The sequence below is a fragment of the Flavobacterium kingsejongi genome, assembly GCF_003076475.1.
Taxonomy (GTDB): domain Bacteria; phylum Bacteroidota; class Bacteroidia; order Flavobacteriales; family Flavobacteriaceae; genus Flavobacterium; species Flavobacterium kingsejongi.
On record NZ_CP020919.1, the window covers coordinates 3,880,193 to 3,899,420 of the forward strand.

Below are 19,228 nucleotides of genomic sequence, written 5' to 3' on the forward strand. Positions count from 1 at the left end.
ATGGCTACAAATAAAAATAAACTGATCCAATTCCTGATGCTTACCCTTGTGATATTCGGATTCACAAGCTGCCATAATCGTATTGAAGGCACACAGGGAAATGGCAATGTCACCACCCAGGAAAGACCAGCCACAACCCCTTTCAGCAATATTGAAGCGGGGAATGGTATCGAAGTATATGTAGAACAAGCGGACAAACACGCTATAGCTGTTGAAGCCGATGACAATATCATGCCATTTATCAAAACGGAAATTGAAGGGAACACTTTAAAAATTTATTCGGAAGGCAGCTATAGTGCAACCAGAACAATAGTAACGGTAAGACTCCCTGAAATCAATACCTTGGCCAGTAGGAGTGCTTGCCATATTTCTACAATTAACACAATACGTGGTGAACAACTTATCCTGAAATCCGATGGCGGCAGCCAAATCAATGCTAAGGTTGAATATGACAATATTCTTTTAGATGTGAGTGGTGGCAGTAGTGTCCTCGTTAGTGGTAAAGCATTACAATTATCGACGGAGGCTACCAGTGGCAGCCAGGTTAATGCTGGTGGGCTATTGGTGAATGACGTAGTCGCCAAAGGTTCCAGCGGCAGTTCTACAGAAATCCATCCTATCGTCAATTTAACTGCAGAGGCCTCCAGTGCGAGTTCCATCAACTACTACGGATCACCAAAACACATCAGCAAATCGGTATCTTCCGGAGCCAGTATCAGTCAACAAAATTAAAACTCCATCCCGATATGATCCATATCGGGATTTTTTTTTGCAGTTATATAAGGGGATGGTATTCCTCTGCTAAAAACTTTGCGGACTATTATGTTACCTTTATATTTGCAGAAATATTTTTTTACAACAGATCATGAAAAACAACATCATTTTGCTTTTAGCTGTTTTTGCCACTTCATTCACCTTTGGACAGTCAAAAGAGAAAATTAAAGGCATAAAAACAGTCACAATCGAATCCAAAAAAACCGAAGATTTTACCCAGATCCTGGTCGAAGATAATTTAGAAATCTTTTTAGTAAAAGGAGAGCAATGTGCCCTTGAAGTAGAAACGGATGAAAACCTTCATGAAGTAATCCAGTTTGAGAACAATGGTGGCAGCCTGAGAATATTCACTTCGAAAGATGTGACACGGGCCAAAAAACTCAATATCCGTGTCACCTATACCGATAGCCTGAAAACGGTTACCATGAAAAATCAATCGGTATTAAATGCCTTATCTGAAATTCAGCTTCCGGATATCACCATTAACAATATGGACAATTCAAAATCTTTTATGAATGTGAACGCGGCAAAATTCAAATTAACTGCAAATGATAAAACCCGCATTGAGTTGAATTTAAAGTCTGAAAACGCTACTGTCGAACTCAGCAAGAATGCACAATTGAAAGCTTTGATTGCAGCGAATACCTTTAAATTAGATATGTACCAAAAAACTACTGCGACTATTGAAGGTGATGTTTCTGAATTAAAACTCCGCCTGGATAACAATTCCATCTTAACCGGGAAAAACCTGATCGCGAACATTGGTGATATTGTAGTAGAGCAATATGCTAATTGTACTCTTTTTGTGAATCAAAACCTGAGTATTGATGCTTCTGGAAAAGCCGAAATCAACCTGTATGGTGCCCCAAAAGTAGAAATGAAAAACTTTGCCGGGAGTGCTACTTTATTCAAAAGAGAAAAATAGCACAAGTTCCCCTAAAAAGAAGCGGGCATAATCAGTGATTATGCCCGCTTCTTTTATATACAGTAATACTTCTTTATTCCAAAGTAGACAGGTAACGTTCTGCATCCAGAGCGGCCATACAGCCTGAACCAGCAGCAGTAATCGCCTGACGGTAATCTTTATCCTGGACATCCCCGGAAGCAAAAACGCCCGGTAAATTGGTTTTTGTAGATTTCGCCTCTGTAATCAGGTATCCGGTTTCATCCATCTCCAATTGTCCTTTGAAGATATCGGTATTCGGTTTGTGCCCAATGGCTACAAATAATCCTGTAATCGCGATATCGGTCAGTTCCTTGGTCTCGTTATTGATCATGCGCAGTCCTTCCACCACAGTATCACCTAAAACCTCGGCTACTTCTGTATTGTACAACACTGTAATATTCGGTGTTTTTGCAACACGGTGCTGCATGGCTTTTGAGGCCCGCATCTCTCCTTTTCGCACTAACATCGTAACATTCTTACAGATATTTGCCAAATAGGTTGCTTCTTCAGCTGCAGTATCTCCTGCTCCTACAATGGCAACATCCTGGTTTCTATAGAAAAATCCATCACAAACGGCACAGGCAGAAACACCACCACCGCGTAATTTTTGCTCACTTGGCAATCCAAGATATTTGGCTGTAGCACCTGTCGAAATAATAATCGTTTGTGCGTGTATTTCTTTTTTGCCATCTACAGTCACTTTATGAATACCACCAGCAGTAGTACTAAAATCAACTGCAGTCACCAATCCGATTCGTACTTCGGTACCAAAACGTTCCGCCTGCTGTTGCAGTTGTACCATCATGGTCGGTCCGTCGATCCCTTCTGGATATCCAGGAAAATTGTCTACTTCGGTAGTAGTTGTCAATTGTCCTCCTGGTTCCATCCCGGTATACATTACAGGTTTCATATCAGCACGTGCTGCATAAATTGCTGCAGTATATCCTGCAGGCCCGGAACCTATAATAAGGCATTTTATTTGTTCAATAGTATCAGACATAACTTATTTGTTCTAATTTTTGATGGCACAAATGTAAGTTTTAATTAAAAAATTATGGGCATAATCAGATTACTTTTAACTATGTAAAAATAAAATTACTTTATTTTGAAAATATGTTTTGAGATTTGAATAATTCACTTATATTTGCACTCACGTTTACGGGGTGTAGCGTAGCCCGGTTATCGCGCCTGCTTTGGGAGCAGGAGGCCGCAGGTTCGAATCCTGCCACCCCGACTAAAGAGCCTTTCAAAGGCAGTCAAAACCCCTTAAATCCAATGATTTAAGGGGTTTTTCTTTTTATTCAACTCCAAAATATTCAAGTTGTATCAAAGTAAATGGGACCTATTCGGCTACCCCTTTTCTTTTTTTACCTTGCAGGTCCCAAAAATCATTTTAATACCATCGTTTTCAGTCTCTTGTACTCAAATTTTAACATTTGATGCATCTCGAATACGCGTTTTTATTTGATCATAAAATCAGCTGTATTGAGACCATTTAATGTGCAAATCTTTTGAAACATTAAATTTTTGAGATATGAAAACAGCAAGCACTACATTCGGGGTACTTTTTTACCTTAAGACACAAAAAACTTCGGCACAGGGTTCGGCTCCTATCTGTGCCCGAGTAACAGTAAATGGGAAACGGACCGAGATTTCGGTAAAGCGATCGGTTAATGCAAGTGAATGGGATGAAAGAAAGGGAATGACAAAGGGAAACCGTAAAGAGACAGCTGAACTTAACATGTTCATAAACCAATTCAAGGCAAAAATCATAAATGCGTACCAGCAGATGGTTCTGACCGACGCCGCGATAGATGGGCCTGCAATTCGAGACCGGGTTTTAGGCACAGACCACCTCGCTCCAACATTAGTTGCACTGATGGAGTATCACAATGAGCAGCAGCTGCACAAACTCGCTCCCGGAACAATGAAAAATTACTACACCACACAGCGGTATGTAAAAGCATTCCTAAAGGAGAAACTGTATAGAAATGACATTGCCCTTTCCCAGCTGAAGTACAAGTTTATTCTAGATTTTGAACGCTACCTATTTAATTATGTTCCCAAGGACCACCAAAAGCCACTCAACAACAACGGCATAATGAAGCATATTGAAAGGCTGCGCAAAATGATAAACATGGCTGTCCAGCTGGATTGGCTTGCCAAAGACCCTTTTGCCAGCTTTAAGAAACGTTTCGATAAAGTGGAACGCGAGTCATTGAACAGCGAGGAGCTTGCTGGATTGGCAGACAAAGAGCTGTCTATCGAACGGCTGAGTCATGTTAGGGATATGTTTCTTTTCAGCTGCTATACTGGTCTTGCATATATTGACCTCTATGAACTAACCCCCATCAAGGTTATCACAGGTATAGACGGAGGACTTTGGATATCTACAAGCAGGGCAAAAACAGATACTGGCGTACGTGTACCGCTGCTGCCACAGGCAATAGAATTGATGGAGAAATATAGAGATAATCCGAGGGCTCTAAATAACGGTACAGTCTTCCCTGTAATTTCAAATCAGCGAATGAATGGCTACTTGAAAGAGGTTGCTGACATTTGTGGGATAAGCAAGACGTTGACATTCCATATAGCACGTCATACTTTTGCGACTACTGTTACTCTGAGTAATGGGGTACCAATAGAAAGCGTCTCGAAAATGCTCGGCCATACCAGTATCCGGACTACTCAGATATATGCAAAGGTTGTAGAGTCTAAGCTTAGTGAAGATATGTATAATCTTAAACAACGAATGTCTGCTGATGCATAAGACAATCAAAAAAAGATAGTAATTTAAAAGGTGGTCGATATAGACCACCTTTTGTTTATATGATAACAACGCATTTTTCTGGTAAAAGAGAGCCACAATCAGCCAAACATCGACAGTTTATTATTTTATACCCCTGATGAGTTTACTTTGTAATGGTTTGTAAAAACTACCAAAAGCTAAGTTAGATATTGTTCAATGTAAAAGTGAGAATTATGAATGTGGATCTTATTACTAGGGATGACCTTGATAAATTTAAAAAAGAACTGTTAGAAGAAATTAGGAGATACCAGCAATATCCGCGTAAACCAGGCGAGGAAACGCGGGTATGGCTCAAAAGTTATGAAGTTCGTAAACTTCTAAGTATTTCAGCAGGGACATTGCAAAACCTACGAATAAATGGCACCCTTCCTTATAATAAAATTGGTGGACTTATGTACTATCGCTATGAAGATATTCAAAAACTTATGGATGGGGACAATAAAATTAAGTAATCGGATAAAATCTGTCTACTAACAATATGAACCTTACTATTAAAACGTTCCCATCATGTTATTTTTTTCGGACTCGCAGCATCTGCCCTGTAGGGTACTGCAACTCAAAAGTATATTCTTTCCCTTGTAATGGTTCCACCTTTTTGTATTTTTTCTTATTGGTGTTTAAGATGTTTAAAATTAGATATGACTGTTCAAACCAAATTTTACCCATTTCGATTTCATAATTTATAACTTTCTGCTCGTCTTTCACATATTCGTGATAATCAAATTTTAAGGTTATTGATCCGTCAAATTTTATGATTTCATCATAATCCGTTTGATTCATGGATAAGTTTCCCGGGTCATAAGTTAGGTGAATAGTTCTGAAAATATCATTTGCTTTACTCAAAATAATTTCACCACCATGAAGCGTTGTAGCTATATTTTCATCTACTGTAATAATAAAATTGAATGTTCTTTTTGCATCTTGTGCCAATGCTATTTCACAAAATATACACACCAAAATTAAAATTATTTTTTTCATGCATTAATTACGCTATCGAATATTGAAAACTTTAAATAGAACATTTCTTTTATCATCTGTAACAATATAATTTTCCAGTGCATCTAAATTTTGTTTGTCATAATCTGATGCATATTGTTTTTTGTAAAATTTAAGCTGTTCCAGCGCATAATCTTTATCTTTAAAATAATTGTCCAATGCTAGCTTATAAAAAATATTGCTGGAAGTTGGTTTCTTAATTTTTGCTATTTTAGTATAGACCTCACGTAAGTCTTTATCTGCATCATCATTATTAAGTTTTAGTTTTAGCGCACAACTAAAAAGCTTAAGTGACGGATCAATTGAATCAATTTTAATCTCGTTTAGCTGATTAAGTGCCTCTTGGTACTTTTGATTATCAACGAAAAATTGTGCTTTGCTAAATTTATAATCATTATTAGCTGGATCACAGTTTATACTTTTATTTAGGAAGTATATTGCACTATCATTTTCCATCTTAGATGCTTTTTCAATATACTTGTTATAAATAATTTCGCATTCAGGTTTGTCTGTAATTGTTTCCTTTTCCAGATTTTTTTTTGGTTCACTTTTACTTTGACAACTCGAAAGTGATGTTATAAGTAGCAGTATAATAATATGATGTGCATTTTTCATAGCTTATTTTTATTCCGTATTGCTTCCCTGGATAATTTTCAATAATGTAGTCCATTATATACTTAATGGAATTAAAGCACTCAATCCTTAATATTGAAGTGGTTTAAACTTTTTCCTTTTTAAATTTTTTTGATGCTATTACTATAAATGCTATATAATTGAATCCTTTCCAAGATTCAGTTGTTGTGTCATATCTATTTAAGATTGACCTAAACCCATCTAACCAGGCATTTGTGCGTTCGATTGTATATCTCTGCTTATAGAGTTGCTCATCAAAATATTCATCCCTCTCACTATGACCGTTACGTTTGTTAAAACAGATATTAGCTTGAATGTTCTTATCTGAACATGCTTTTCTTAAGTCTTTAGAGTCAAAACCTGCGTCTGCATTGAGGAACAATCCATCTACAGAAATATTGGCTTGTTCTAATGTTGCTGTAATGTCTTCAAACTGAACCTCAATATTATACAGGTCGTTGTGGTTTCCCGCAAGAGGTTCTGACATTGCTAATGGCAAGCCTTGCCTATCGGTTAGATAGAGTGAATTAGTTGTTTTTCGCTTCTTCCGACCTTGATAGTCAACCTGTTCACCGCCTCGGATAGCAGGAGTATGGCTTCCGTCCAAATCCACACTGGAAAGGTCAAGTTTTGAGTGATGACGGCTAAGGAATTTAATCCAACAAGCTTTCCAGAAACCGCAAAGACTCCACTTGCGATAGTGATAGTAAACAGATTGCCAACTTATAACCTTATTTTCAAAAAGAGCCCTAATGTGGAAAAACCGGTCAATTTGACCACCTAATTCCGGAGTAAATTGACCACCCGTTCCGGAGCAAACTGACCACCTAATTCCGGAGCAAATTGACCACCAAGTTTTGTGGTGAATTAAGTATTAAAAACTATTGATTTTTTCATGTTGTTAGAACCATACATTCGTTAAAAATTTACGGATTATGGCAAACAAAATAACAGACATGAGTAAAATTAGAAAAGTAATTAAATTCTATTGTAATGGAAAGAGTAAGTTATTTATAAGTAGCTACTTATCCCTTTCAAGAAATACGGTAAAGAAATATATTTCTTTATTTGAAGTTCTCGAATTAAGCTTTGAATTAATCGACCAAAAAACCGATGCAGAGCTGGAACTTTTATTCTCCCAGACTAGTGTAGAGGCCATTAGCCCGAGATTACAGACACTTTATGATTTTTTTCCTAAAATGGAACGTGAACTAAAAAAAGTTGGCGTTACCGTACAGCATATGTGGGAACAATATATTGCTGTAAATCCTGATGGTTATCGAACTTCACAATTTCATTATCATTACAATATATGGGGCAAACGAGTTAATCCGGTCATGCATATGAACCATAAGGCTGGTGATAAAATGTATGTTGATTATGCCGGAAAGACACTCTCAATTATTGATATAGATACTGGAGAAGTCAAAGAAGTACAATTTTTTGTAGCAATATTGGGCGCTAGCCAATACACGTATGCTGAAGCTTCCATGAGCCAGCAAAAGGAAAACTTTGTTGACTCGGTAGAAAATGCCATGCGCTTTTTTGAAGGCACTCCTGCCGCCATTGTTCCAGATAATTTAAAATCTGCCGTAATAAAAAGCAGTCGTTTTGAACCGACAATCAATGAAACCCTGGCTGATTTAGCAGAACATTACGAAACCACAATTTTACCTGCCAGAGCTTACAGGCCCAGAGACAAGTCACTAGTTGAAGGAGCTGTTAAGATATTATATCGAAGGATTTATGTAACCATAAAAGAAACTAAGTTCTTTTCTCTGGAAGAATTAAACCAGCAGATCTGGGATTTACTTGACTCTCACAATAACAGAAAACTGACAGGACGCCCTTATTCCCGCTTTGAATTATTTTTAGAAGACGAGAAAGAAAAACTGCGTCCACTCCCACAAGATCGTTTTGAAATTAAATACCAGTCTTTTGCAACAGTAATGCAAAACGGTCATGTTCAATTAAGCCAGGACAAAAACTATTACAGCGTTCCGTATCAATATGTAAAGAAGAAAGCCAAGCTGTTATATACCAAATCAACAGTAGAGATTTATTATAAATACAATCGAATAGCTGTACATCCAAGAAACTACAAACCTTATGTCTATACAACAACTCCTGAGCATTTAGCCAGTACACATCAATTTGTAGCCCAATGGAGTGCTGCCCGCTTCATTGAATGGGCTAATAATATTGATGAGTCAGTAGGAGAATATATAATGCAGATAATCGAAAGCAGAAATCATCCAGAACAGGCTTATAAAAGCTGTTTAGGAATACTGAATTTTGAAAAAAAGGTAGGCAGACAGCGATTAATAAATGCCTGCAGGCGGGCACTTGATTTTAAAATTTACAATTTTAAGACCATACAAAACATTTTAGAAAACAACTTGGATCATATTGATTTTGATCAAGAACCTGAGCAGGAACTTCCCGATCACAGTAACATAAGAGGAAAACACTATTATAACTAAATTAAATCTTGAAAAAATGAATGAATCCACAGTAACCAAAATGAAACAAATGAAGCTTTATGGCATGTTTAATGCTTTTAAAACAGCCATTGAAAGCGGGAAAACAGATCATTATACCCTTGACCAGTTTGTATCGATGATTATTGATGCAGAATGGGATGAAAGGTACAATCGTCGTATTGAACGAAGTATCACTAATGCCAAATTCCATTACAAATCAAATATTGAAAGTATCAATTTTGATGTATCACGTAACCTGGACCGAAACATGGTACTGCGTCTGGCAGAATGCGAATTTATAGAGAAAAACGAAAACATTTTAATCACTGGAAGCACCGGTGTCGGTAAAAGTTATTTAGGTACTGCATTAGGTTATCAAGCCTGTATACAGGGTTTTAAGGTAAGTTATTTTAATACCTCAAAATTGTTCGCTAGACTAAAAATGGCTAAAGCAGATGGTACTTATCTACGGGAACTTACCAAAATACAAAGACAGGATGTTATAATACTTGATGATTTTGGACTCCAGGCACTTGACAGCCATAACCGAATTACTCTTTTAGAGATCATAGAGGACAGGCATAATAACGGCTCTATAATCGTGACATCACAAATACCAGTTCAAGGCTGGTATGATATAATTGGAGAAAAAACGATAGCCGATGCAATATTAGACAGACTTATACACCAATCTCATAGGCTTGAATTACATGGAGAATCCATGAGAAAGAAAAGAGGAATAAACAAAGAGTGATATTTTATTATATTTGAATACTAATTAACAGATGAAAAAATATAGTTTTTAATCAAAACGGAGGTGCTCACTTTGCACCGGAATTAGGTGGTCATTTTGAACTGGAATCAGGTGCTCACTTTAAAACGGAATGGGGTGATCAATATAACCGGAATTTGCAGACTGCTAAAGGTTCAGAATCCCCTGTAGTGATTTATACCAACCTTACCAATCTCAAAATTGAAGCCCGGGAACTGGGAACAGAGAAAACCTGGACCGTAACACCCGATGAAGGGCAGTTTTACAATGCGATCCTATCCCATGATGGCAAAAAAGTAGCCGTACACAATGGCGCTGATATTTACATTTATCCTATTGATGGCAAGGCGAAAGGCCAAAAATTAGGTACCGGTATTGCAACTGCATGGTCCGATGATGACACGTATATTATTGGTTTTTTAGATGAGAGTGAAAACGGGCACACCGTTTCAAATTCAGAATTGTATCTTTTTGATGTCCAAAATTCACGCACCAAAAAAATTACCAATACCGAAGAAGTAGCCGAAATGTTTCCTACAATCCACAGAGACAAAGTCATCTTTGCAGATGATAAAACCGGTCGAATTTTTAAAGCAACCCTAAACCTGAAATAAGATGAGAAAAATTACTTTTATACTGGGCTTACTACTTGTTACATTAGGAATGGAGGGACAAATTGTGGTGTTGGATCCGGGGCATGGCTATGGGACTTCTACAGCTGATAATCCTGATGGCAGGACTGCTACTGAAATTGAAACTGCTCTCGCAGTAGGATTAAAAACAAGAACTCTAATCCAGGGAAGCTGCAGTTGGACCGCATACATGACCCGAACGACAAATTTGAATGGCTGGATTTCTGTAAACCAACGGGCATTAATGTCCAATAACTGGAATGCCGATCGTTTTTTGAGTATTCATTGTAATGCCGGAGGCGGTACAGGTACAGAAACATTCTATTGTACTTATGACGACACCAATACTGCTCCTGATATCGCTTTTGCAAAAAAAATCCAGGCCAATATGGTTTCCCAAGGCTCATGGAACAATAGGCGTTGTGTAGATGATATTGATTTTCTGGCCTACCATTTGGGTGTCCTGCGCTATTCTTCCACTACAGCCTGCCTTAATGAGATCGGTTTTGTAGATTATACTACTGATGCTGCTAAACTAACGAGCGACAGCTGGAGGAATAACTTTGCCCTTGCTTATTTTAATGCGCTTAAATCCGACCTCAATCTCACCTGTAGTGCTGTTGCGGCACCTGGAGCCTTTACAATCGCTACCACCACGACTTGCAGTGGTACTCAAAGTGGTATTAACCTGACCTGGACCACCTCAGCCAATGCCGTAACCTATGATGTATATCGCAACGGAAACCTCTATGCCCCTGATTTAACGGGTAACTCCTTTCTCAACACTTACCTCATCACGGCCGGGACTTCCTATACCTACTCTATAAAAGCGAAAAATGCTACAGGTACCACGACGAATAGTAATGGAAATGTATCTAAAACGGCTATCGCCTGTGCTGCTGGGAAAAGTAATACGGTAACCAGCCTGGAAGCATCTGATATTACTATTTATCCTAACCCAAGCGATGGAAAATTCCTATTGGCGATTGGGAATACCACAAATAACGATACCTATTATAGCATATATGACACCGCTGGAAAAATGATATTGAATCAAAGGGTTTATACTAATGATAATGATTCCGGAATTGAAATCGATCTCTCTGGATTTGCTCCGAATACCTATTTTTTAAAGGTTACAAACGGAACACAGGAGTTCACTAAAAAAATTATTAAAAAATAATAGTCTGATTTAGTGCCTTATTACAAATCTGAAGCTTTCACCGGCTTCAGATTTTTTTATAGTTGCAATGCTTCGATAGTTCTTTGCCGTATCTTCTTAAAAAACAGTATTTTCACCACAGCAATTGTACAGGACTTATGGAGCACTATTCTTCTTTACATCTCACCAATATTTTTATCCATGTAACCGCAGGATCGATCGCCTTATTGATTGGTATTGTGGCGCTATTGACAAAAAAGGGTGGCAGGATACACACCAAAAGCGGTATTCTATTTTTACTTTTGCTTGTAATTGTGATTGTCACAGGCCTGGTCGGCGTTTTTGTTTTTAAGCGAAATACATTTCTATTGGTAATTACAATACTAAGCGGCTATTTTGGCTTTTCAGGATACCGTACGTTACAGGCCAAATCCAACCAGCCCAAATGGATTGATATACTTGCCGCGGTCAGCGCAATCGCCTGTGTATTTTATTTTTTGTATTATTTCAAATCTATCGGTATGATGTGGTCACCTATCATTATCTACAGTACGGTAGGGACATTACTGATGATTACCGCCTATGATTTTATCCGCTATCTCATTCCAAAAGCAAAGTATGGAAATATATGGCTTTACGAACATATTTTTAAAATGATAGGCGCTTTTTCAGCCTTGCTATCTGCATTTTCGGGAACCGTTTTTGAAGACTACCAGCCTTATAGCCAGTTTTTGCCCTCTGTTTTGGGAACCCTGATGCAAATCGGGTTTATTATATACTATTACCGGAAAAATAATGCTGCCAATTCAAACCAACCTGTTGCTGTGAAGTAATACTTTCATAGGCATACCTGATTTCTGCAAACATTATACTGCATAAAAAAACGCTTCTGTGACAGAAGCGTTTTTTATAATAATCGTAGCATTCAAAAAATTAATTTAGAGATAGAAGCGCTATATCTTCAAGATCCGGGGTGTGTCCCGATTCTGCTGTACTAAAGAAATTGGCAATTTGCGTGGTCAGTAGTGTTGGTTCAAAAGCATGTTCAAGCGTTTGGTACACTTCTTTATTGATAGATAAATCCACCACTTTCCCTTTTGAAACATACAGCAAATAAGGGTATCCTGAACGGTTTTTTATATTAAAAAGTGCTTTAGCTATATATTCAGTAGTATAATCCGATCGCGGTGATTTTCCTTCCACATAGATAATTTCAACATTTTCCGACAGATTGGGAATAATTTCCGTTTCAATAAAAGACTTACTGGTTTCTCTGTTATTATAACAAAAGAAACAGGTTCCTTCAATAGAATGCAGGTATTTTGTATAGGCATTATGGAAAAGAGTATCTTCAAAATAACTAAAAATAGCATAGATAATAATAAATGGTAAACATGCGATAAGCAATCCTAAAACAAACGCTGAAAGGACCAGTACAGCGATGCCTTTTCCTATATTTTTAATTATTTTCATCAATCTATGGTATTTTATTGCCGTCTTTAAAATTATAGCACTATTGTTTTTACGTTATGCTAATTATAGTATTAAAGTATTTTAAAAAAGCCAAATATAATTAGTATTCTATTAATAACTACTATAACGTAAAAAAAAGACTTTATTGCCTGATATACAGCGAATAATTTCCAATTTATTTGTTGAGTGGTTCAAAATATATTTTGCTCACTACAACTCACATTCTCATTTAGAAATCCTTTTTAACATTTTTTTTGCAATATGTCGTAATCTGATATTTTTATAACTTATTGGGGTACATTTTATTGTTCCTAAAATATACATTTGATTTTCAGATACACTACGAAAACGTTTTCTACTATAAATCAAAAAGTGTATCATCCATATAACCCCCGCTATTTTTATTTTTCCCCATCCCATTTTCCATTTCGAATACATCAACAATTAAAATAATGTTTAACCTTTTAATTCAATATACCTATGGCATAAAGTGAGCGACCAACACCTGTACTACAACAACAATAATCAACCTATAAAAAACAATTAAATGAAAAAAAGAATCAGCGGTTTACTATTACTAATGCTATTATTAGTCGTACAAACCGGGTTTGGGCAGGAACTTACTGTCAGCGGTATTGTTACTGATGATAGTGGATTCCCAACTCCCGGGGTAAACGTCCTTGTAAAAGGTACCTCCACAGGCGTGGCTACCGATTTTGATGGAAAATATACTATAAAAGCAAACAAAGGGCAAGTGCTAAGCTTTAGCTTTTTGGGGATGCAAACACAGGATATTACAGTAAGTACTTCAAGTATCAATGTAAAACTACTTTCTGATGCACATGAACTCGACGATGTTGTTGTGACGGCATTAGGTATAAAAAGAGATAAGAAACAACTCGGATATGCCACTCAGGAAATCAAAGGAGAAGACCTGAATAAGGTGAATTCCGGTAACATTGCCAATTCCATTTCGGGTAAAGCTTCCGGGGTACAGATTCGGCGGAACAACAATATTGGAGGGTCTACGAATGTTATTGTCAGGGGGCCTTCGAGTTTAACGGGCAACAACCAGGCGCTATGGGTTGTCGATGGAATGCCTATTGACAATTCCAATTCCAATACTTCCGGGCAACTTTCCGGTGGTGGCGGTTATGATTATGGCAATACAGCTTCCGATATCAATCCGGAAGATATCGAATCCATGAACATCTTAAAAGGTGCTGCTGCAACCGCGTTGTATGGTTCAAGAGCTGCAAATGGCGCTATAATCATTACAACTAAAAAGGGCAAAAAAGGTAAAGGACTGGGTGTAACTGTAAACAGTGGTGTTTCCATTGGCCAGATTGATCGTTCTACTTTTCCGAAGTACCAAAAACAATACGGTGCCGGTTATGCTCCAGGATTTGGATCGGGCGATATTAATGGCGATGGAACGATTGAATCTCCAATAGCACAAACCAGTGCTGATGCTTCCTTCGGTAGCGCTTTTGATCCAAACCTTATGGTTTACCAGTGGGATTCCTTTGATCCTGAATCTCCTAATTACATGAAGAAAAAAGCATGGGTCGGTGCTAAAAATGGTCCGGAAAGCTTTTTTCAAAACAATGTGATACTTACCAATAGTGTTTCGATCACAGGGAGTTCCGATACTGGTTCCTTCCGTTTGAGTTATTCCAAATTTGATCAAAATGGTATATTGCCCAACAGTAAATTAGTTCGTGATAATGCCAGTTTTAGCGGTAGCCATAAGCTCAATGACAAATTAAAAGCAACGGTGAATGCCAATTATATCAAAACCAATGGAACGGGTTTAAATGAAACGGGATATTCTGATAATATACTGTCAGGATTCCGACAATGGTGGCAAAATAACGTAGACCTGCAGGATCAAAGACAAGCTTTTGAGAATACAGGCAGGAATATATCCTGGAATCCGAATGGTGCGGATGATAAATCGCCGGCTTACTGGGATAATCCCTATTGGCAACGGTATAAAAATTACAATAATTTCACGCGGGAGCGTTTCTTCGGAAATGTAGGACTGGATTATGAAGTGAACAGCTGGATGTCAGCGACCGGTAGGGTTTCTGTAGATGAATACAGCGAATTACAGGAAGAACGTGTAGCGGTAGGATCAAATCCGGTATCGAAATACAGCCGTTATGACAAAACATTCCGGGAAATGAACTACGATATGATCTTAAACTTTAAGGCTGCAATTTCTGACAGGATTTCTTTTGCGGGGATGTTGGGATCTAATATTCGACGTACGACTATAAACTCTGTTTTCTCTACCACCAATGGTGGCCTTTTGGTACCGGAAGTATATACCATTTCTAATTCCCTGAATCCGATCAATGCTCCAACAGAATCCAGGAGTACCGTAGGTGTAGACGGAATTTATGGTAGTGCCTCATTTGGGCTGGATGATACCTTTTTCATGGAAGGTACCATCCGAAGAGACCATTCCTCTACCCTTCCAAAAGACAATGCAGTATATTATTATCCGTCTCTTACAGCAAGTTATATTTTCTCCAACCATATCGAAGGGGAATGGTTGTCTTTTGGTAAGTTCCGAGCCAATTATGCTGAAGTAGGAAGTGATGCGGCTTTTGCAGTGTTGAGAGACCTCTATTCCAAACCACCTTCCGTAGGTGCAGAACATTCTTTTTCTGTTCCCGATTCGAAGCGAAATCCGAATCTTAAAAATGAAAATACCAGAAGTGTTGAAGCTGGATTGGAAATGCAATTCTTCAATAAACGACTGGGATTTGATGTATCCGTTTATAAAAGCAATACTTCCAACCTGATTATGCCCATTAATGTTACAGCAGCCACTGGTTATTCTTCTTTTTGGGTTAATGCCGGAGAAGTTCAGAATACCGGAGTAGAACTAATGCTGAACGCCACACCAATCAAAACGGAAAATTTTGCCTGGAAAGTGAATGTCAACTGGTCTAAGAATAAAAATGAAGTTCTTTCCCTTTATAATGGGGTTGACAACCTTGTTCTCGGGAGTTTTCAGGGTGGTGTGACGATGAATGCCGAAGTTGGGCAGCCAATAGGTGTCATGAAAGGAACCGATTATGTCTATGTAAATGGAGAGCGCCTGGTGGACGAAAACGGTTTCTATGTCATTTCTGATAGCGACCAGATCATCGGAAACTCACAACCCGACTGGATTGGTGGAGTAAGCAATACTTTCACCTATAAGAACATGTCCCTGAGCTTTCTTATTGATGTTAAAAAAGGCGGAGATGTGTATTCTATTGACCAGTCCTATGGACAGTCTACCGGACTGTATGAAAACAGCGTCGGGAATAATGATCTTGGAAACCCAAAAAGGAATCCGATTTCTGAAGGTGGGGGGATTATCAACCCGGGGGTTAAACCTGATGGAACTCCAAACGACAAAAGAATAGAATACAATTCAGGGACTACAGGGTATAAAAAATTACCAAACTCCGAATTTGTATATGATGGTTCCTATGTAAAACTTAGGGAGTTATCATTAGCCTATGCCGTACCCACTAAAATGCTGGAAAAAACATTTTTCAAAGATGTCACTTTTACCCTGACAGGATCGAATTTGTGGATCATTCACAAGAATATGCCGGATGCCGATCCCGAAGCCGGATTAAGCTCCGGAAACAATCAGGGCTTTCAGTCAGGTGTAATGCCTACCACGAGGGACATTAGTTTTAATATTAAACTGCAATTCTAAAAAATAAAACGATGAAAAAAAGATTTCTTATACTATTCAGCGGGCTGTTATTTTGCACCATCTCCTGTTCGGATGACCTCAGTGGGTTAAATGACAACGATAAGGGTTTTGAAAAAGCACTGCCCGAAGGATTAATGACCAATGCACAGAAAGAATATGGCGTATGGTTGATGAATACTAATTCCAACCGTAATCTCTTTCGGTTATTTGCACAACATTGGACCGGAATTTCCTATCCTGATGAGTCCAATTATAACCTCACTACACGGAATGTTGCCGGCAGAACCTGGAGCATGCTTTACAAGGACATCCTTAAAGATTTGGACGAAGCACACAAGCTTATTCAGGCACAGGCAAGTGGTGGTGATACCGCAGAAGACGTGATACGCAGGAAAAACAAACTGGCTATACTGGAAATACAATCTGTAGTGGCCTGGCAGTCCCTGATTGATGTTTTTGGTAATGTACCTTACAGTCAGGCATTGGATATTAACAACATCAGTCCGGAATATGACGATGCTGCCACAATTTATACTGATCTGATCCAACGCCTGAACACCGCCATCCTCGACCTGGATCCTGATTATGGTAGTTTTACAGAGCCGTATGGCAATGGTTCTGCTGATCTTATTTTTAGAGGTGATGCCGGAAAATGGCTTACCTATGGGAACAGTATCAAATTGCGTATGGGAATGCTATTGGCCGATAGTGACCCGGCACTTTCCAAAATACTGGTGGAAGAAGCGTATGCCAGTGGGGTCATCAGCAATCCACTCGATAATGCTACTATCACCTATTCTGGATCTTTTCCAAATACCCATCCATTATGGGCCGATTTAGTTCAGAGTAACCGAAGGGATTTCGCTCCTGCCGATACGTATGTGAATGCCTTAAACGGCCTAAACGATCCCCGGAGGGATGTATTTTTTGTCGATAAACTGGATGGTGCTTATGTTGGAGCGTTATATGGCGCTTTAACGAGCTATGCCAATACATCCCACATTGGACGTGCTTTTTTCAAACCGGATTTGGAAGGTGTATTATTTGATTATTCCGAAGCGAGTTTTTTGTTGGCAGAAGCCACAGAAAGAGGTTATAATGTAGGTGGAAATGCCGAAACATTATACAACCAGGCGATCACAGCCAATATGAACTATTGGGGAATTCCTGATAGTGATATTTCGGCCTATCTGGCACAACCCGAAGTAGCCTATACTACAGCAGCGGGAAGCTACAAACAAAAAATTGGCGTACAATCGTGGATTGCGTTATACAATCGTGGTTTTGAAGCCTGGACGGTATTCAGGCGCCTCGATGCGCCGGCATTGGTTGCACCGCCTACCGCACAGGTGATTACTACAGTTCCCGTACGGTTTACCTATCCCCTTTCGGAACAAACCCAAAATGGTGCCAATTGGTCCGCAGCTGCAGCAGCGATTGGTGGTGATAAAATGGATACCAAACTTTTTTGGGATGTGAACTAAGTAGTGATGGTTCACTTTTCATGCTTTTCGTTAGCAGGCCATCCCGATTCGTCGGGATGGTTTTTTTATGCTTAAAAATAGATCCAATAATTATAGCTTAGTAACGTTTTGGAATCCCTTTCGCTTTAATGAAATATTTCAATATCCTATCTTTGCCAAAATTCAAAAAATGAATTATTTTATAATTGGAGATATCCACGGATGCTATTATACATTCCTGGAAATATTAAAAAAATGGAACAGGGAAGATGAAATGCTCATTTGTGTTGGAGATCTTATTGACCGTGGTAATCACAGTGCAAAAGTAGTTTTGGAGTGCATTAAAATTGCAAAGGGACATCCGAACGCAGTATTTTTAAAGGGCAATCACGAAGCTGAAATCATTGATTATGGTAAAAATGGACATAATGACAATTGGATCACACAGGGAGGACACGCTACGCTCCATAATTTAAAAGAAAACCACCTCAGCATAGAGACAGCAATACAGTGGTTCCATACGATGCCACTGGTCTTTGAAAACGAATTCCTTTTAGTAAGCCATGCCGGGTTTTCCAATGCCCCAGATCCATTGGATGAACCTCATGATGACAGCGTATTATGGAACCGGAAAGAACTTGTAAACAAAGGTAAACTTCAGGTTCATGGCCATACGCCGCTCAGGGATATTATACCCTTTTACACCATATCCTCCAACTCCTGGAATATCGATACCGGAGCTTATTACGGATATGGATTGACAGCCCTGAAAGTAACCACAAATGGAGCCGTCAGTAGTATCCTGAATATAAAAACGGATCCCCGGGATATTACTATATAATAAACGTAGTTACTTCTTATTTATAAGAAGTACTTTTTAAATTATTGTAACCCTAACCACACCTGTTCTGGAATAGCAATTTACGAAAGCATCATTAAAATTAACAGCACTCATAGGAGCAACCGTAACACTGCCCGTATAAACTAAGATATTATTAACGTAAATCTGAAAATTAAAACTCGTAGGGCTATTAAAATTATTATATACTAAGAAATTATTGATACAGCTATGCACGCCATTAATGACGTCATTTGAAAACTCAAAATCATTAGGGTTTTGCCCTGCCGTATTAAATATTTTAATTCTTCCCCCATAGGGACTTTCATAATTTTGTGCTAAGGCTAAAGATCCTGTGAGAATTAAAGCCAAAGTCAGTATGAATTTATGAAAAAATAATTTTACAAACATAGCTTGTTTTTTAAGATTAATACTCCATTTATCTCTTCAAATTTACGATTCAATAAGGAATTAAAAAATACCTAATTATCGGTATATCAAAACCTTAAAACCTAAATTG

General features: G+C 38.3%; 18 protein-coding genes and 1 tRNA gene. 13 read left to right on the plus strand and 6 right to left on the minus strand.

The window, feature by feature from the left end; genetic code table 11:
- Window positions 1-732 (plus strand): head GIN domain-containing protein, encoded by a 732-nt coding sequence (locus FK004_RS17470; RefSeq protein WP_108738422.1) that lies wholly within the window; start codon window positions 1-3, stop codon window positions 730-732.
- 133 nt (window positions 733-865) lie between these two features.
- Window positions 866-1,699 (plus strand): GIN domain-containing protein, encoded by an 834-nt coding sequence (locus FK004_RS17475; protein WP_108738423.1) that lies wholly within the window; start codon window positions 866-868, stop codon window positions 1,697-1,699.
- A 73-nt stretch (window positions 1,700-1,772) separates the two neighbouring features.
- Here FK004_RS17475 and trxB read toward each other — a convergent pair whose 3' ends face one another.
- A complete protein-coding gene (gene trxB, locus FK004_RS17480; RefSeq protein ID WP_108738424.1) occupies window positions 1,773-2,720 on the minus strand; it encodes a thioredoxin-disulfide reductase in 948 nt (315 codons plus the stop codon).
- Window positions 2,721-2,879: 159 nt separating this feature from the next.
- On the opposite strand from trxB, the gene FK004_RS17485 reads away from it, so the two are divergent.
- From FK004_RS17485 to FK004_RS17495, 3 genes are all read left to right on the plus strand, one after another.
- Window positions 2,880-2,954 (plus strand) — tRNA-Pro (locus FK004_RS17485).
- 300 nt (window positions 2,955-3,254) lie between these two features.
- Complete coding sequence (locus FK004_RS17490; protein ID WP_108738425.1) at window positions 3,255-4,490, plus strand: site-specific integrase; 1,236 nt, start codon at window positions 3,255-3,257, stop codon at window positions 4,488-4,490.
- 212 nt (window positions 4,491-4,702) lie between these two features.
- On the plus strand, window positions 4,703-4,981 hold the full coding sequence (locus FK004_RS17495) for a helix-turn-helix domain-containing protein (RefSeq protein WP_108738426.1): 279 nt from the start codon (window positions 4,703-4,705) through the stop codon (window positions 4,979-4,981).
- 58 nt (window positions 4,982-5,039) lie between these two features.
- On the opposite strand, the gene FK004_RS17500 is transcribed toward FK004_RS17495, so the two are convergent.
- From FK004_RS17500 to FK004_RS17510, 3 genes are all read right to left on the minus strand, one after another.
- Window positions 5,040-5,507 (minus strand): hypothetical protein, encoded by a 468-nt coding sequence (locus FK004_RS17500; protein WP_108738427.1) that lies wholly within the window; start codon window positions 5,505-5,507, stop codon window positions 5,040-5,042.
- A gap of 12 nt (window positions 5,508-5,519) precedes the next feature.
- Window positions 5,520-6,140, minus strand: coding sequence for a tetratricopeptide repeat protein (locus FK004_RS17505; RefSeq protein ID WP_108738428.1), 621 nt, complete (start codon window positions 6,138-6,140; stop codon window positions 5,520-5,522).
- Window positions 6,141-6,243: 103 nt separating this feature from the next.
- A complete protein-coding gene (locus tag FK004_RS17510; RefSeq protein WP_157956147.1) occupies window positions 6,244-6,771 on the minus strand; it encodes a transposase in 528 nt (175 codons plus the stop codon).
- Window positions 6,772-7,093: 322 nt separating this feature from the next.
- Between FK004_RS17510 and istA the strand changes: the two genes are divergently transcribed.
- The 5 genes from istA (at window position 7,094) to FK004_RS17535 (ending at window position 12,040) form a co-directional block, all read left to right on the plus strand.
- Complete coding sequence (gene istA / locus FK004_RS17515; RefSeq protein WP_108735486.1) at window positions 7,094-8,641, plus strand: IS21 family transposase; 1,548 nt, start codon at window positions 7,094-7,096, stop codon at window positions 8,639-8,641.
- 16 nt (window positions 8,642-8,657) lie between these two features.
- Entirely contained in the window at window positions 8,658-9,395 is a 738-nt protein-coding gene (gene istB, locus FK004_RS17520) for an IS21-like element helper ATPase IstB (protein WP_056251131.1), read from the plus strand.
- Between the two features lie 155 nt (window positions 9,396-9,550).
- The gene (locus tag FK004_RS17525; protein WP_108738430.1) at window positions 9,551-10,027 is read left to right on the plus strand and encodes a TolB family protein; all 477 of its coding nucleotides are present in this window, start codon (window positions 9,551-9,553) and stop codon (window positions 10,025-10,027) included.
- A 1-nt stretch (window position 10,028) separates the two neighbouring features.
- Window positions 10,029-11,228: an N-acetylmuramoyl-L-alanine amidase gene (locus tag FK004_RS17530; RefSeq protein ID WP_108738431.1), complete on the plus strand. Its 1,200-nt coding sequence runs from the start codon at window positions 10,029-10,031 to the stop codon at window positions 11,226-11,228.
- Window positions 11,229-11,365: 137 nt separating this feature from the next.
- Window positions 11,366-12,040, plus strand: a complete 675-nt coding sequence (locus FK004_RS17535; RefSeq protein WP_108738432.1) for a hypothetical protein — start codon at window positions 11,366-11,368, stop codon at window positions 12,038-12,040.
- Window positions 12,041-12,140: 100 nt separating this feature from the next.
- Here the strand turns inward: FK004_RS17535 and FK004_RS17540 are convergent, their stop codons facing one another.
- A complete protein-coding gene (locus FK004_RS17540) occupies window positions 12,141-12,680 on the minus strand; it encodes a hypothetical protein (RefSeq protein ID WP_108738433.1) in 540 nt (179 codons plus the stop codon).
- 547 nt (window positions 12,681-13,227) lie between these two features.
- On the opposite strand from FK004_RS17540, the gene FK004_RS17550 reads away from it, so the two are divergent.
- The 3 genes from FK004_RS17550 to FK004_RS17560 all read left to right on the plus strand — a co-directional run bounded on the left by FK004_RS17550 (window position 13,228) and on the right by FK004_RS17560 (window position 18,711).
- The gene (locus FK004_RS17550) at window positions 13,228-16,407 is read left to right on the plus strand and encodes a SusC/RagA family TonB-linked outer membrane protein (RefSeq protein WP_108738435.1); all 3,180 of its coding nucleotides are present in this window, start codon (window positions 13,228-13,230) and stop codon (window positions 16,405-16,407) included.
- An 11-nt stretch (window positions 16,408-16,418) separates the two neighbouring features.
- Window positions 16,419-17,891 carry a SusD/RagB family nutrient-binding outer membrane lipoprotein gene (locus FK004_RS17555; RefSeq protein WP_108738436.1) on the plus strand — a complete coding sequence of 491 codons (1,473 nt, stop codon included), beginning with the start codon at window positions 16,419-16,421 and terminating at the stop codon, window positions 17,889-17,891.
- Between the two features lie 169 nt (window positions 17,892-18,060).
- Entirely contained in the window at window positions 18,061-18,711 is a 651-nt protein-coding gene (locus FK004_RS17560) for a metallophosphoesterase (protein WP_108738437.1), read from the plus strand.
- A 36-nt stretch (window positions 18,712-18,747) separates the two neighbouring features.
- Here the strand turns inward: FK004_RS17560 and FK004_RS17565 are convergent, their stop codons facing one another.
- Window positions 18,748-19,119, minus strand: coding sequence for a hypothetical protein (locus tag FK004_RS17565; RefSeq protein WP_108738438.1), 372 nt, complete (start codon window positions 19,117-19,119; stop codon window positions 18,748-18,750).
- Window positions 19,120-19,228 lie beyond the last annotated feature (109 nt).